The organism is Paraburkholderia eburnea (genome assembly GCF_002917095.1).
In the GTDB taxonomy this organism is placed as follows: domain Bacteria; phylum Pseudomonadota; class Gammaproteobacteria; order Burkholderiales; family Burkholderiaceae; genus Paraburkholderia; species Paraburkholderia eburnea.
The window spans coordinates 148,302-162,387 of record NZ_PQGA01000005.1 but is presented as its reverse complement, the minus strand read 5'-3'; the positions used below and the strand labels follow the sequence as shown (position 1 = coordinate 162,387).

The 14,086-nt window shown below is 62.4% G+C and carries 14 protein-coding genes; 10 read left to right on the top strand and 4 right to left on the bottom strand.

Annotated features, from left to right (window positions below):
- Positions 1-233 precede the first annotated feature (233 nt).
- Both B0G62_RS12820 and amaB read left to right on the top strand, forming a co-directional pair.
- Positions 234-437 carry a DUF6900 domain-containing protein gene (locus B0G62_RS12820; RefSeq protein WP_103704561.1) on the top strand — a complete coding sequence of 68 codons (204 nt, stop codon included), beginning with the start codon at positions 234-236 and terminating at the stop codon, positions 435-437.
- 265 nt (positions 438-702) lie between these two features.
- The gene (gene amaB, locus B0G62_RS12815) at positions 703-2,202 is read left to right on the top strand and encodes an L-piperidine-6-carboxylate dehydrogenase (protein WP_103704560.1); all 1,500 of its coding nucleotides are present in this window, start codon (positions 703-705) and stop codon (positions 2,200-2,202) included.
- Between the two features lie 86 nt (positions 2,203-2,288).
- On the opposite strand, the gene B0G62_RS12810 is transcribed toward amaB, so the two are convergent.
- From B0G62_RS12810 to B0G62_RS12800, 3 genes are all read right to left on the bottom strand, one after another.
- Entirely contained in the window at positions 2,289-2,798 is a 510-nt protein-coding gene (locus B0G62_RS12810; RefSeq protein WP_227473429.1) for a metal-dependent hydrolase, read from the bottom strand.
- Between the two features lie 118 nt (positions 2,799-2,916).
- Positions 2,917-3,270, bottom strand: a complete 354-nt coding sequence (locus B0G62_RS12805) for a sugar ABC transporter ATPase (RefSeq protein ID WP_103704559.1) — start codon at positions 3,268-3,270, stop codon at positions 2,917-2,919.
- A 343-nt stretch (positions 3,271-3,613) separates the two neighbouring features.
- Positions 3,614-4,780 carry a porin gene (locus B0G62_RS12800; protein ID WP_103704558.1) on the bottom strand — a complete coding sequence of 389 codons (1,167 nt, stop codon included), beginning with the start codon at positions 4,778-4,780 and terminating at the stop codon, positions 3,614-3,616.
- 776 nt (positions 4,781-5,556) lie between these two features.
- Here B0G62_RS12800 and B0G62_RS12795 point away from each other — a divergent pair.
- Complete coding sequence (locus tag B0G62_RS12795; RefSeq protein WP_103704557.1) at positions 5,557-6,072, top strand: hypothetical protein; 516 nt, start codon at positions 5,557-5,559, stop codon at positions 6,070-6,072.
- A 16-nt stretch (positions 6,073-6,088) separates the two neighbouring features.
- On the opposite strand, the gene B0G62_RS12790 is transcribed toward B0G62_RS12795, so the two are convergent.
- Positions 6,089-6,523 (bottom strand): hypothetical protein, encoded by a 435-nt coding sequence (locus B0G62_RS12790; RefSeq protein WP_103704556.1) that lies wholly within the window; start codon positions 6,521-6,523, stop codon positions 6,089-6,091.
- Between the two features lie 366 nt (positions 6,524-6,889).
- Between B0G62_RS12790 and B0G62_RS12785 the strand changes: the two genes are divergently transcribed.
- From B0G62_RS12785 to ggt, 7 genes are all read left to right on the top strand, one after another.
- On the top strand, positions 6,890-7,120 hold the full coding sequence (locus B0G62_RS12785; protein WP_103704555.1) for a hypothetical protein: 231 nt from the start codon (positions 6,890-6,892) through the stop codon (positions 7,118-7,120).
- Positions 7,121-7,256: 136 nt separating this feature from the next.
- A complete protein-coding gene (locus tag B0G62_RS12780) occupies positions 7,257-7,961 on the top strand; it encodes a CDP-alcohol phosphatidyltransferase family protein (RefSeq protein WP_103704554.1) in 705 nt (234 codons plus the stop codon).
- Positions 7,958-8,794, top strand: coding sequence for a HalD/BesD family halogenase (locus B0G62_RS12775; protein WP_103704553.1), 837 nt, complete (start codon positions 7,958-7,960; stop codon positions 8,792-8,794). Before B0G62_RS12780 ends, B0G62_RS12775 begins: the two co-directional genes overlap by 4 nt.
- Entirely contained in the window at positions 8,791-9,801 is a 1,011-nt protein-coding gene (locus B0G62_RS12770) for a flippase-like domain-containing protein (RefSeq protein WP_103704552.1), read from the top strand. The genes B0G62_RS12775 and B0G62_RS12770 overlap by 4 nt, the downstream gene beginning before the upstream one ends.
- Positions 9,802-9,827: 26 nt before the next feature.
- The gene (locus B0G62_RS12765) at positions 9,828-10,607 is read left to right on the top strand and encodes a phosphocholine cytidylyltransferase family protein (protein WP_103704551.1); all 780 of its coding nucleotides are present in this window, start codon (positions 9,828-9,830) and stop codon (positions 10,605-10,607) included.
- Positions 10,608-10,798: 191 nt separating this feature from the next.
- Complete coding sequence (locus B0G62_RS12760) at positions 10,799-12,202, top strand: MFS transporter (RefSeq protein ID WP_103704716.1); 1,404 nt, start codon at positions 10,799-10,801, stop codon at positions 12,200-12,202.
- 151 nt (positions 12,203-12,353) lie between these two features.
- Positions 12,354-14,084 carry a gamma-glutamyltransferase gene (gene ggt / locus B0G62_RS12755; protein ID WP_103704550.1) on the top strand — a complete coding sequence of 577 codons (1,731 nt, stop codon included), beginning with the start codon at positions 12,354-12,356 and terminating at the stop codon, positions 14,082-14,084.
- Positions 14,085-14,086: the final 2 nt, after the last annotated feature.

Below are 14,086 nucleotides of genomic sequence, written 5' to 3'. Positions count from 1 at the left end.
TCGAAGCGTCGATTTGGGCGCTCGGGCAGGTACTTTTTGTCGCACGCGGGCGTTTTTTGGTTGAAATTAACAATGATTAAAGATTGGCGCGGATCTTTGCGGTCGTCAGAAATGTCTTTCAATATAGTAAGGATTTGAATAGAGCCTCGATATGCGTCGAGGGGTCACGTGACGAACTGTAGGGTGGTCCTTACTATTGATTTAGATGATTAAGATCAAGCAAGGAGAAGAAAATGCGCGACGAACGTCTCGAATTACTGTTGGCCATCTCACGACGAACGCTAGGTATTGAGCGCTTCGAACTGACCGGCAAGCAAACCGTCGACTACCATGTGGTCAGTTCGGACGACGTCGGCCGCGCACTCGAATCCGCTTATGACGCGGGCCTGGTCGTCGGGCGCAGCGTCGGCCGCACCGAATGCGTGCAAGAGTCGTGACCGCTGTTTGCTGCCCTCCCTAACGCCGGAGTTTCCCCCTTCGGCGTTTCCTCCACGAAACCTCCTCCGCCATACGTAAAGGCTGCCCGGGTCCGTCGGGCGGCTTTCCTGTGCTTATTTCCTATCGGAAACCCACGCCGCAGGTCTTTGTTTCTTAAAGGAAACATTGGCCACCAGGCGCTTTCCCCGTCTTGCTGCGCCATCAGCCCCCGTGTATAGTCGGCTCACCAGAGTTTTGTTTCTTATCGGAAATAAAGGACCGGTCATGGACGCAACACGCATTCTTGCCGACCTCGGCATTTCAGAAGAGGCCAGGTCGGGTGACATCGAGGTGAAATCGCCGATATCCGGCGAAGTCATCGGGCGGGTGGCAAGCCAGTCGGCGGCGGACGTCGACACGGCGCTGACCCGTGCACACCAGGCATTTCTCCAGTGGCGCAACGTGCCTGCGCCGCGCCGCGGCGAACTCGTGCGGTTGCTAGGCGAGCGCCTGCGAGCGCGCAAGGAGGCGCTGGGCAGTCTGGTTTCGCTGGAGGCGGGCAAGATCCTCCAGGAAGGCCTGGGCGAAGTGCAGGAGATGATCGATATCTGCGATTTCGCGGTCGGTCTTTCGCGGCAGCTCTATGGCCTGACAATCGCATCCGAGCGTCCGGGCCACCGCATGGCGGAAAGCTGGCACCCGATGGGCGTGTGCGCCGTTATTTCTGCATTCAATTTTCCGGTCGCAGTGTGGTCCTGGAACGCGGCGCTAGCGTTGGTCTGCGGCAACGCGGTGATCTGGAAGCCGTCGGAGAAAACGCCGCTCACTGCGCTGGCCGTGCAGAAGATCATGGACGACGCGCTGCGCGCGTTTGGCGATGCGCCTGAAGGCCTCTCTGCGCTTGTTATCGGTGGACGCGATGTCGGGGCGAAGCTCGTGGACGATCGGCGCGCCGCGATCGTGAGCGCGACCGGCAGCACGGAAATGGGTCGCGCAGTCGGCGTCGCCGTCGCCCAGCGCTTCGGACGCTCGATCCTTGAACTCGGCGGCAACAACGCGGGCATCGTGACACCCAGCGCCGATCGTGAACTCGCGTTGCGCGCGATTCTCTTTTCCGCGGTCGGGACGGCAGGGCAGCGCTGCACATCGCTGCGGCGCCTGTTCGTGCATGAGAGCGTGTATGAGGCGACCGTCGAACGATTGAAGCAGCTATACGCAAAAGTTCCGATCGGAAACCCCTTGGAGGCCGGCACGCTGATGGGTCCGCTCATCGATTCGCACGCGTTCGAAGGCATGCAGTCGGCGTTGCAGCAGGCACGTGCCGAAGGCGGTGCGGTCACGGGCGGCGAGCGCGTGCAGGTCGCCGGCCTGGCGAAGGGCTACTACGTGAGTCCCGCGCTCGTGGAAATGCCGGCCCAGAGCGCAATTGTCCTGAAGGAAACCTTCGCGCCGATTCTCTACGTCATGAAGTATCGCGACTTCGACGAGGCGGTTGCGGCGAACAATGCGGCCGCGCATGGTTTGTCGTCTTGTGTATTCACGACCGATCTGCGCGAGGCTGAGCGTTTCCTGTCGGCATCGGGCAGCGATTGCGGCATCGCGAACGTGAATATCGGGCCAAGCGGCGCGGAAATCGGCGGCGCGTTCGGTGGCGAAAAGGAAACCGGCGGAGGCCGCGAATCCGGTTCGGATGCGTGGAAGGGCTATATGAGGCGAGCGACCAACACGGTCAATTACTCGTCCGCACTGCCGCTTGCGCAGGGGATCGACTTTTCGCTCGACTGATTGGCAAAAACAGATGGGCGAGGACGGGGCGGCGCGGGAATGCGTCGCCCCGTCTGCGCTTCCATCCATTTATTTCGGATTGCTGATCAAGAAGCGAGCCGGCGCAGCGGCTCGAACGACCAGCTATGCGGCACGCCATGTACCGCGAAGAACCACGCTGCGACCCACGAAGCCGCGATCACGATCAGATCGCATCGGCCGCTACGCCAGAGATTCAGTGAATGCCGCCGTGCGATCCACGGCACGCCAAGCGGGTTCGGCCAGTCGGCAAGCAGGTGCATCACGCCGCCGCACGCAAAGCCGAACGCAGGCGCGGCGGCCAGCCAATGCCCCAGCTCGCGATACGAGCCCAGCAGCAACGCTACCCAACCCACGCCCCAATGCGTGAGCGTGCGATGCGTGATCCAGAGCTTGCGCTTCTTGCGCCACCAGGCGATTTCCAGCCAGTCAGGCGCGGTGCCGCCTGCAACACCTGCAACGAAGGCCAATGCGGCGGCGAGATGCCAGGGGGTATCCGCTCCCGCGTGCGTAACGATAGCTGCGGCGATGACGCCGGCGGCCCAGCCGGTGGCGTGATGTGCGGACCCAGATGCCATGAAGCGATGTTGTGCAAAATCGAAAGAGGGCGCAATCTTCGCAGATGTGACGACATCATGACAGGGGCTTTACGCGAGTTTCTTTCTCGTACGCTGTCGTTAGTTGCAACGCGAGAAATTAAGTCGTGCAACGCGCTACATCGAAGCGCAATTCGGCTTCGGGCGGGTCATCCGAACTCGACGCGCCATGTGTCACACGGATCACCGAACCATAGCCATTAGGCGTGAGCGTGACGAAGTAAGAAGCCTCCGATCGCGAGCCCACGGAGAGTTCCATGGCGTTGCCGTTGCGCGCTTCGTGCACGCTCGACAAGCGGTCTTCGAGGCAACTCGCGATCGACGAAGGCGAGCGCGCCGATGACGCGTAGATCATCGTTTCGCCATTCGAGGCGGTGCTGGAGGGCGACGATCCGCAAGCGGCGATGAGTGCGAGCGGGAGGGCTGCGATGAGGCGTTGCGTGAGGGTATTCATAAGCGGCGTGACCGATGCGGAGCGGGACGCAATGCGAGGCGCGTTGCGAGTGCTTATGAGTATACGCACGCGTTCGCCGGTCAGTTGCATGGAGAAGTAAAAAGATGCAACTGCGCGAGTGCTAACGCGCATTGGCTCGCGCGGCGAAAGTTGCCGATACGAAACTGAAAGCACGCGCAACGACGCAGTCCCCACGCATGACGAAAAAAAACGCACATGCGCTCGTGCCGCATGTGCGTTTTGCAGGAGTCGGGCAAGACAGCGGATTGCGCTGCTTGCCCGACATGGTCGATATCGTTGATATCGACCACAAGCGCGCGATGAGCCGCGCGCGAGTGCAGTTTTAGAAGCGGTGACGCAGACCGATCGTTGCGGCGATCTGGTTGTTGGTCGTCGACGGCGACAGCGTGTTGATTGCCGCGACGTTCGCCACAGCCTGGCCCGAACCGTTTACGCCCAGCGAACCCGAAGCGTGCTGGTACACGCCAGCGACGTAGACGTCGGTGCGCTTGCTCAGCGAGTAGTCGCTGCCGATCATGACCGTGTGCCACTTCGGGCTCTGGTCGCCGTTGCCCGTGCCGGTCACGGTGCCGTCGGTGAACGTGTACGAACCCACGAGGGCGAGCGCCGGCGTCAGGTGGTACGCGCCGTTGAGTTCGAAGTTGTCCATGTGCAGGTTCAGGCCGCTTACGCCGGCCAGTGTCGCGCCGCCGCTCGAGAGGCTCTGCAGACCGTCGATCTGCGAGTGCGACCACACGAAGCCGACTTGCGCCGGGCCGTAGGTGTAGTTCGCGCCTGCGCCGAAGGTACGTTGCTGGCGTGCCGAGATGTTCTGGTCAGCCGAAGCCGCGCCGCTCGTGTTGCCGCCGACGGTGCCGGAGTTGTTCAGTTGCAGGTAGCCGGCCGCAACGTTCAGCGGGCCGTTGCTGTACGACGCGCCCGCGCTCCAGGCGCGGCTGTTCGCAAAGCCGTCAGCCTGGTTCGAGAAGCCGTACAGGCCGCCGAACTGCAGACCCGAGTAGTTCGCGCTGGAATACTTGACCGCGTTCTTGATCGAGAACGTCTGGGCGAAGTTGTCGTTGTCGAACGGGTGGCCCGCGAGGTTGTTGCCGAAACCCGCGCCCGCTTCGGAGAGCGGTGCGAGGTACTGGTTCATCGAGTCGTACTGACGGCCGAGCGTGACGGTGCCGTACCGGTCGCTCTGCAGGCCGACATAGGCCTGGCGGTTGAAGCCCGAGTCGCCGTTCTTGTAGCCACCGTTATTGAGGTTGAAGCCGCTTTCCAACGTGAAGATCGCCTTCAGGCCGCCGCCGAGGTCTTCAGCGCCTTTCAGGCCGAAGTAGTTGTTCGACAGGGCGCCGCTGCCTTGCGCCCACAGGCTGTGGCCACCGGCATTGTTGGCATAGACAATCCCGGCGTCGAGCGAGCCATACAGGGTTACGCTGCTTTGGGCGTGTGCGCTCATTGCGAATGCACCGAGAACGCCAGCGAGGATAAGGGTTTTTTTCATGATTTTTAACTCCGGACAGTACTTGGGAATCTCACGGAATGCGATTGCGAGGCAATGGCTTGCGTGGTCTGACGATTCGGAGTTGAGTGTATTCCGGCAATCCAGTTGATTCGTTTTATTAGACGCAACAATACTTTCTGAAAATTGGAATAACCCGATTAATGCGTGTAACTATTTGCGCACAAAGGGATTTTTCATAAGCGTTAGAGATGCGACAAAATGTGACAAGCCGCGTTTTGTTGCGCATGCACGACGGCTTGGTCGCGCTCATGCGCTCGCGCATTGCAAGGATCACGTGATTTTTACGGGATTTTTCTGCCGGTTTCTGAAAGGTACTGTTCCAGATTATGCGATCTACAGGTATCGGGCGCGGCGGTACAATTCGTCTGCCCCTTGACCAAGGGTGGTCTTTTTTCATCTGTTTTTACGCGGCTCTCGGGCCGCGTTTTTTTTGTGCGTGATCTAAATCACCCATAGTTCAATATGTCGCGCGCAAGACAGTATTGCGAAAATAGAAATAAGACGGATTGGGGTACTAATGCCCGTGCATTGCATCACGATTCAGAAATCGGGCGCCATTCGATTGCCATTTGAATGCCCTTCATTATCCAAATGTCAGTTCCCTGATTTGACGAGTCATTGGCTGATGGGGCTGATGGCGGGCGCAAGACGTTGTTCGTCAGCGCAGGGTGAGGCGTCGTCGCGTCGCTTGCGGGTAAAATCCTGCCCCTGTCCGCAGAAACTGGGCAGGCCCGCAGAACCCGATGGAACCCGCCATGACCGATGCTTCGCCCGCCGCTTTCCCCGACGCCCCCCTCGAACCGACCGCCGACGACGTGATCCAGGATCCGCGCCTGTGGCGCAAGGACGGTTGGACGGCGCGCGTGATCAAGAACGAAGACGACGACGGCTGGGCCGTCCAGATGATCAAGGACGGCGAGCCCGAGCCCGCGCTGGTCGGTCCGTGGACGATGGGCCGCGACAAGAAGAATCCGAAGCCGCTGGATACGTCGGCGTTCAATACGCTCGTGAAGACCGCGTCGGAGGTGTTGCGCCGGCACGAACAGCAGTTGCACGCGCTGCTGCACAAGCGCGTTGGACTGCAGACCGACGATGGCGACATCGACGTCACGCTCGACATCGTGCCCGACGAGTACGAGCCTTACGCCATGCTCACGGCGCTCGACGCATTCGGCGAACAGATCGCACAGGTGCGCGTCGCGCCCAACTTCAAGCTGACCAAGGCGCGCGCCGAGTCGTGGGCCGAGGGCGGTTTCGGCCGTATCGAGTAAGCCCCCCCCCGGTCGCCTAGTCCTGCTGGCAGAAGATGGCGGTCAGCAGCGGCCCGGCGTGATGAACGATGGCCGTGTTGCCGACCGCGTCGAGCGCGGCCTGGACCTTGCCCTGAGTGCCGACCACCACCGCGCCATAGGCCGAACGGGCGATCGGCTTGCCGTCGCCCGTCTTGAACAGCGGGTCGTCCTGCTGGAAAGCCACGATCGCGAACACGCTGAAGCCGTAGGCCGTCATATGCTGGCCGTGCGCGGGCCAGAAGGCGTTGATCGAATTCTTCTCGACGCGCATGGGTTTTTCGTCGATCAGCTTCTGGTCGATCAGACCGGACACGAAATCGTGCGCTGACTCCTTGCAGGTCAGCGCGTCGTCGAGGGCGGCGGCATGGCCGGTGAGCGGCACGAAGGGCAGCGCCGCGAGCAGCAGGGCAGCGAGGGAAGGACGTTTCATCGAATTCTGGCGATTAGGCTGCGCCGGCGCCGCTCACTTGCGCGACGCCAGGGCCGATGCGAAGGCAAGCACTGTACGCGGGTTTGCGCGAGCGTGCTTGCGGGGCAGCATCGGGCTGACCGATTCGATCAAGGCAAACGTTCGCACACTCTAGAGCAGACAATTTTTCACCTTTGCGCGCCGGAATCTTTCGCCGACCGTTGGGCGACGGTAAAATTGATGCAATCGGAATGAAAATCGCTTTGATTTCGGTAAAAAGTGCCGGTGTGGCGGGGGAAAACCACACCTGAACGCCTCGAAGCGCAAAAACGTCGCTCACGCGCCCATCGACGGCGCTGAAGTCTGCATAAAACCAGAAAGTGCAATATGAAAAATACAGCGCTTGCTGCGTCGGCCTTCGTGGCGGTCGACGTATTTCTCGTCGTGTACATCGCCATGCTGATCTACGGCTTTAGCATCACTGCGGGAGCGTGCAAGGCGCTCAAGGCTGACACGGCCGGCGTGACCGAACTTGCGGACCTGAAGGCGGTTTGCCGGAAGCAAGCCGACCCCATGAGCTGGCTCACGTTGGCGTCGGGCAGGCTGTTCCACGCTTAGGCGCTGGCCGCCGTGCGCTGTAGCAAGACACCCTTACACATCTCAAGAAAACGACACACTTCCGGGGCGGTGATTTACACGCAACTGTGCTAGGCCCGAGAGCATGGCGAGACGGCTTACACTATACTTCCCGGTTATGACTGGAAAAGACCAACCTGCGCAAACGCTGCCGCGAGCGGTACCGCTCCCGCGCACATGGGACGCGCGCGCGGCGCGCTGGCTCGTCACGCCTCTCGTGCCGACTCGCGTAACCCCGAATCACCTGACCACCCTGCGCCTGCTGATCGGGCTCGCGGGCGCGTTCTATCTGGCGCGCGGCGACTTCTTGCACGTCAATATTGGCGCATTTCTGATCGTTTTGTCGAATTTCGTTGATCACACCGACGGCGAACTCGCGCGAATCAGCGGCAAGACCAGCCGTATTGGCCATTTCTACGATCTCGCCGCGGATGCCGCGACCACGATCCTGCTGTTCTTCGGCATGGGCTATGGCCTGGGTGTCCTCGCCGCCTCCGGCGCGACTGCGGCCGAATGGCGCGTGCCGCCGGCCGTGCTCGGCGGTATCGCCGGCGTGGCCGTCGCGGTAATCTTCTTCCTGCGCATGCGTATCGAGGAAATGGCGGGCAAGGCCGGCACGCAGCAGGCCTTCGTCGGCGGTTTCGAGACGGAAGACGTGCTGTATCTGTTGCCGCTCGTCACACTCACCGGTATCGCGTCGCCGTTTGTCGTGGCCGCGTCCATCGGGGCGCCGCTGTTCGCGATTTACGTGGTGTTCGACTACTGGCGCGTGACGCGCCGTGCGGCCGGCAAGGAAACCCGTCAGGTTTGGATCAGCAGATGAGTGTGCAAGCAGAAGAAGAACAGGCAGTAACGGCCAACGCGCGCAGCGCCGGCATCGAAGCGGGGGCGGCCGGCGTGCCCGACGCCGCGATTGGCCGCGCCTTGGGCGACCTGGATCCGGCGCGTCTGCGCGACGAGTACGTGAATCAGGGTTCGTTCCTGTATCTCTCCGAATTCCTGCCTGCGGACGCGACGCAGCGGCTCATCGACGCCGCCAATGCGCTGATGCCCGAGGTCAACCGCAATTTCATTCCCGGCCATAAGGCGGGCGGCAGTGTGAGCCGTCACACGATCGACCGTCTGCAGCCGTATATCGCCGAACTCTACCGCTCGCCCAAGCTGATCGCCTGGCTGGAAAAGATCACCGGCGACAAGCTCCAGCTTTCGCCCGAAGACGATCCGCATGCCTATGCGCTGTATTACTACACGCGCGCGGGCGATCATATCGGCTGGCACTACGACACGTCTTATTACGACGGCCGCCGCTATACGGTGCTGCTGGGCGTGATCGACGACTCGTCGTGCATTCTGGATTACGAGCTGCATACCCGCGACGAAAACAAGCCCGACGAGCCCGGCGCCGTCCAGTATCCGCCCGGCGCGCTCGTGCTGTTCGATGGCGACAAGCTGCGTCACCGCGTAACCGCAAGCCGCGAAGGGGAGGTACGCGTTTCGCTCACGTTCGAATACGTGACCAACCCGAACATGCGTCCGTGGCGGCGCTTCATCTCGAACATGAAAGACGCGATTGCATACTTTGGCTTTCGCCAGGTGTTCCGCAAGGCGCTGCAGTCCGCGATCGGCGGCGCGCGCAAAACGGGAGAGCGGGCGTGAGCCGTGCCGCCATCCTGCTGTTGTCGATCGGCGCAGCACTCTTTATCGCGCTGCTCACGTGGCAAGGCCTGGGCTCGGTGACGAGCACGCTGGCTGCGGCTGGCTGGGGCCTCGCGCTCGTCGCGGCGTTTCACATCGTCCCGCTCGCGCTCGACGCAGGTGCGATCTCGGTGATGTTCCGCAAGGGCGAGCGTGTCGACCAGCGTGACGCGTTGCTGGCGCGCTGGAGCGGCGAGGCGGTGAACAGCCTGTTGCCCGCCGGCCAGATCGGCGGTCCCGTGGCGATGGTGCGCCAGCTTGCGCAGCGCGGCATGGCCATGCGCGACGCGGCGGCGGCCATCACGGTGAGCACGACGCTGCAGGCGGTCGCGCAGATCGTGTTCGCGGTGTTCGGCATCGCGCTCTTTTCCGCTTACGCCGCCAATGGCGCGCCGCGCGATCTCGGCCTCGCGGCGATGATCGCCACGGTCGTGCTCGGCGGCATGATCGCCCTGTTTTACGTGGCGCAGCACCGTGGCCTGTTCGGCCGCCTGCTGCGTCTCGCGGCGAAGGTGTTCGGCAAGCGCGACTGGTCGTCGCTTGCCACGCGCGCCGACGCCATCGACGCCGCCGTCAAGGAGCTTTATTCCGAACGCGGCCGTGCGGCGGCCAGCTTCGCGTTGAGCCTCGCGGGCTGGCTCGTCGGCACCGCGGAAGTGTGGCTCGCGCTGCACTTCCTCGGCCATCCGGTCGGCTGGATCGACGCGCTGTTGCTGGAGAGCATCGGCCAGGCGATCCGGGGCGCGGCGTTTGCCATTCCCGGCTCGCTCGGCGTGCAGGAGGGCGGCTATCTGCTGCTCGCGCCGCTCGTCGGCCTGCCGCCCGAGGCGGCGCTCGCGCTCTCGCTCACCAAGCGCGCGCGCGAAATCGTGCTCGGTTTGCCGGGCCTTCTGTATCTGCATTTCAGCGAACGTAGCTGGCAACGTCGGCGCGCTCCGCGCGTACCCGCTGTCGAAATCGCCGATTGACTTTTTTCTCCCAAGGAACGTTGCGCATGCGCGCCATCATTCTCGCGGCAGGCCTCGGCCTGCGCCTTCAGCAACGCGCTGGAGAACAGTTTCCGAAATGTCTGCTGCAATTCGAGGGCGTCTCGCTGCTCGAACGCCACCTGCAGATGCTCGAATCGGCGGGCGTCACCGAAGTCGTGCTCGCGCTCGGCTTCCAGCCTGAGCTGGTCGAGGCCGAACTCAAGCGCATCAACTGGCCGCACAAGGTCGAAGTGGTGTTGAACCCGCGCTTCGATCTGGGCAGCGTGCTGACGGTGCATCGCACCGCCGAAGCGATGACGCGCGGCGGCGACGTGCTGCTGATGGACGCGGACGTGCTCTACGATGAGCGCGTGTTCGCGCCGCTGGTGGCTGGCGCTGCACCGGCCAACCGTCTCCTGATCGACCGCGACTTCGAAGCGGGCGACGAGCCCGTGAAGCTGTGCCTGCGCGAGGGCGTGCCCGTCGAGTTGCGCAAGCAACTGGCCGTGGGCCTGCAGTACGACACGATCGGCGAATCGGTCGGCTTCTTCCGCCTGAACGAAGCGACGGCGCGTCGTTTCGCGCAGATCGTCGAAGGCTATGTCGATACGGGCCGCGCGAACCTGCCGCACGAAGAAGCGCTGCGCGATCTGCTGCTCGAACGTGGCGCCGAATTCGAAACGGCCGACGTCACCGGCGCACCGTGGATCGAGATCGACTTCCCGAACGACGTGACGCGCGCCGCCGAACAGGTGTTGCCGCAACTCACGCCGGTTGCGAGCCGCCTGAAGCAAGTCGCCGGGTAATCGCGGCCTGATTCCGTGTGGATGTTCTGAAGGGCTGCCGCAAGGGCGGCCCTTCTGCTTTATCGCGTTGACGCGCGTGATGCGTGTGCAGCTGCGCGCCGCTTCATCTGTTGCCGACTTCCCGCTTCTTGCAACACGGTGCCATAATGGCAGCTTTACGCCATCAGCCAGGCTGATTGTCGTTCCTGCCCATGCCACTAGCCCTCGGCGCTTTCATCGTTCCGCTTATTGTCGCGTGCGCGATGTTCATGGAGAACGTGGACGCGACAGTCATCGTCACCTCGCTGCCCGCGTTGGCCCGCGATCTTGGCCAGGATCCCATCACCCTCAAGCTTGCCGTCACGAGTTATGTGATCGGCCTCGGCGTGTTCATTCCGATCTGCGGATGGGTCGCCGACCGCTTCGGTTCGCGCAATGTGTTCCGCACGGCCATCGGCATTTTCATGACGGGCTCGCTGCTGTGCGCGGCCTCGCGCTCGCTTGAAATGTTCGTGGCCGCGCGCTTCGTGCAAGGCATCGGCGGCGCGATGATGGTGCCGGTCGGCCGCATCATCATTTTCCGTTCGCTGCCGAAATCGGACTTCATCCGCGCGGTCAATTATCTGACCGTGCCTGCGTTGCTCGGTCCTGTCGTGGGGCCGCCGCTCGGTGGCTTCATCACCACCTATCTGCACTGGCGGCTGATTTTTTTCGTCAACATTCCGATTGGCGTGCTTGGCATCTGGCTCGCGAACCGGCATATCGCCAATATGCACGAGGAGCATCCGGGGCCGCTCGACTGGCTGGGTTTCCTGCTTTCGGCAGGCGGCGCGTCGCTGTTCATGCTGGGGCTGTCGCTTGTGGGCGGCGAGCTGGTTTCCAATACGAAAGCCGTGACGATGTGCGTGATCGGCGCGTTCTTGCTGGTGGCTTACTGGTTCTACGCGCAGCGCGCGGAGCGGCCCGTTCTCGATCTGAAATTTCTGCGCATTCCCAGCTTCAACGCGAGTGTGGCGGGAGGCTCGCTGTTTCGTATCGGACTCGGCGCGGTGCCGTTCCTGTTGCCGCTTGCGTTGCAGGAAGGGCTGGGCATGACGGCGTTCGCCTCGGGTGCGATTACCTGCGCCTCGGCGTTCGGTTCGATCTTCATGAAGGCGATCGTTTCGCGCGTGCTGGGGCGCTTCGGCTTTCGCCGCACGCTGGTCGTCAACGCCGCGGTTGCGGGCGCGGCCATCGCGATCTATGGCGCGTTTTCGCCGGCCACGCCTGTGTGGCTGATCTGGTTCATCGTGCTGGCCGGCGGCATTTTTCCGTCGTTGCAGTTCACGGGTCTTAATTCCCTGGCCTACGCGGATATTCCCAGCAAGGACATCGGCCGGGCCACCAGTGTCGCGAGCGTGATCCAGCAGGTTTCGCTCGGCCTGGGTGTGACGATCGCGGGGATCGTGCTGCAAGTTTCGCATCGGATACAAGGGCATCCGACCATCGTATGGTCCGATTTCTGGCCGGCATTCCTCGTGGTCGGACTGTTCTCCGTGGCGTCGATTCCCGTCACCTTGCGTCTGCCGGCCAATGCGGGCGACGAGATCGCGCGCGGGCGGCGCGGGCAGGCCTGAGTCAGGGTGGCTATCGACGATCGGCTATCGGCGGATGGCCGGATCGCAATCGTTTTCTGTGCGTGCTATAAGCGTTGGGACCGGGTCACAAGCCTGGTGAAAGCTGGGCAAGAATGCGCTAAACGATGAACCGAATCATGGAGGTCACTCAATGAAGTTGGTCGATAGAACGAAAATTTCCGCTGCTGCTCTCGCGCTCGTTTCACTTTCCGCTTTATCCGCGGGCTTTCTCGAAGCCACGCCGGCCTTCGCCAAAGATACCCAGCAACGTCCCGCCGTACTGGACGCCTCAGCAGTCGCTGTGGCCGACAAGTACGCCGCCGATGCCGCCGAACTGATTTTCAAGGAAGGGGGCAACGCCGTCGACGCGGCGGTCGCCATCGCCTTCTCGCTCGCCGTGACCTATCCCGAGGCCGGCAATATCGGCGGCGGTGGTTTCATGACGCTCTATGTGAACGGCAAGCCTTATTTCCTCGACTATCGCGAGCGTGCACCGCTGGCCGCCACGCGCACGATGTATCAGGACGACCAGGGCAACGTGATCGCCGGCAAGAGCCTCTACGGTTACGACGCGGTAGGCGTGCCTGGCACCGTCGAGGGCATGTGGGAGGCGCAGAAACGCTTCGGCAAGCTGTCATGGAAGCAGGTGCTGCAACCCGCGATCAAATACGCGCGCGACGGCTTCGTGGTCGACGAGCTATTGGCAAAACGCCGCGAGGAAGCATCGAAAGAGTTCGACGGCAAGACCAACTTCGACCAGTATTTCGGCGACATGAAAGTGGGCGAGCCTTTCAGGCAGCCCGATCTCGCCAACGTGCTCACGCGCATCGCCAATCAAGGCGCGAAGGACTTCTACGACGGCAAGACGGCCGACCTGATCGCGGCGTCGATGAAGGGCCACGGTCTCATCACGAAGCGCGATCTGCAGGAGTACAAGGCTGTCTGGCGCCAGCCGGTCGAGGCGAACTGGAACGGCTACGAAGTCATCACCGCGCCGCCGCCGAGCTCGGGCGGCGTGGGCCTCGTGCAGCTGCTCAAGATGAAGGCCGATCTCGCGCCGCAATTCAAGGACGTGCCGCTCAATTCGCCGCAATACGTCCATCTGATCGCGGAAATCGAGAAGCGTGTATTCGCGGATCGCGCGCAATATCTCGGCGATCCTGACTTCTACAAGGTGCCGGTCGCGCAACTGACCGACGACGCCTATATCGCGAAGCGCGCCGCCGACGTCGATCCCGACAAGCCCTCCGACACGAAGAGCGTGCAGCCGGGTCTCGGCACCTCGATGCCGGAAAAGGCCGAGACCACGCACTTCTCGGTGGTCGACAAATGGGGCAATGCCGTTTCGAATACCTATACGATCAACGGCTACTTCGGTTCGGGCGTGGTGGTGCCGGGCGCGGGCATCGTGCTCAACGACGAGATGGACGACTTCTCCGCGAAGCCGGGCGTGCCGAACATGTTCGGCGTGGTCGGCAGCGACGCGAACGCGATCGCGCCGAAGAAGCGTCCACTGTCCTCGATGACGCCGACGATTCTCACGAAGGACGGCAAGGTGTCGCTGGTGATCGGCACGCCGGGCGGCTCGCGCATCTTCACGTCGATCTTCCAGGTCATCAACAACATTTACGACTTCAAGATGCCGTTGAAGGATGCGGTTGGCGCGATGCGTTTCCATCATCAACTGCTGCCGCCCAATACAATTTTCTGGGAGCCGTATGAGCCGATCAACGGCGACCTCGCGAAGCAGGTCGAGGCGAAGGGCTATGTGCTGAAGGGACAGGACTTCAACGGCGACATCCAGGCAATCCGTATCGATGGCGATACGCCCGAAGCCGCTGCTGATCCGCGCGGACGTGGCGTCACGCGCGTAGTGCAGTAAGC

Bases quoted from the DNA above. Each gene is read 5' to 3' on its own strand.
- B0G62_RS12790 (WP_103704556.1), bottom strand. From the start codon at position 6,523: ATGAAACGTCCTTCCCTCGCTGCCCTGCTGCTCGCGGCGCTGCCCTTC.
- B0G62_RS12765 (WP_103704551.1), top strand. From the start codon at position 9,828: ATGCGCGCCATCATTCTCGCGGCAGGCCTCGGCCTGCGCCTTCAGCAA.
- B0G62_RS12800 (WP_103704558.1), bottom strand. From the start codon at position 4,780: ATGAAAAAAACCCTTATCCTCGCTGGCGTTCTCGGTGCATTCGCAATG.
- B0G62_RS12780 (WP_103704554.1), top strand. From the start codon at position 7,257: ATGACTGGAAAAGACCAACCTGCGCAAACGCTGCCGCGAGCGGTACCG.
- B0G62_RS12785 (WP_103704555.1), top strand. From the start codon at position 6,890: ATGAAAAATACAGCGCTTGCTGCGTCGGCCTTCGTGGCGGTCGACGTA.
- amaB (WP_103704560.1), top strand. From the start codon at position 703: ATGGACGCAACACGCATTCTTGCCGACCTCGGCATTTCAGAAGAGGCC.
- B0G62_RS12760 (WP_103704716.1), top strand. From the start codon at position 10,799: ATGCCACTAGCCCTCGGCGCTTTCATCGTTCCGCTTATTGTCGCGTGC.
- B0G62_RS12775 (WP_103704553.1), top strand. From the start codon at position 7,958: ATGAGTGTGCAAGCAGAAGAAGAACAGGCAGTAACGGCCAACGCGCGC.
- ggt (WP_103704550.1), top strand. From the start codon at position 12,354: ATGAAGTTGGTCGATAGAACGAAAATTTCCGCTGCTGCTCTCGCGCTC.
- B0G62_RS12805 (WP_103704559.1), bottom strand. From the start codon at position 3,270: ATGAATACCCTCACGCAACGCCTCATCGCAGCCCTCCCGCTCGCACTC.
- B0G62_RS12810 (WP_227473429.1), bottom strand. From the start codon at position 2,798: ATGGCATCTGGGTCCGCACATCACGCCACCGGCTGGGCCGCCGGCGTC.
- B0G62_RS12795 (WP_103704557.1), top strand. From the start codon at position 5,557: ATGACCGATGCTTCGCCCGCCGCTTTCCCCGACGCCCCCCTCGAACCG.
- B0G62_RS12820 (WP_103704561.1), top strand. From the start codon at position 234: ATGCGCGACGAACGTCTCGAATTACTGTTGGCCATCTCACGACGAACG.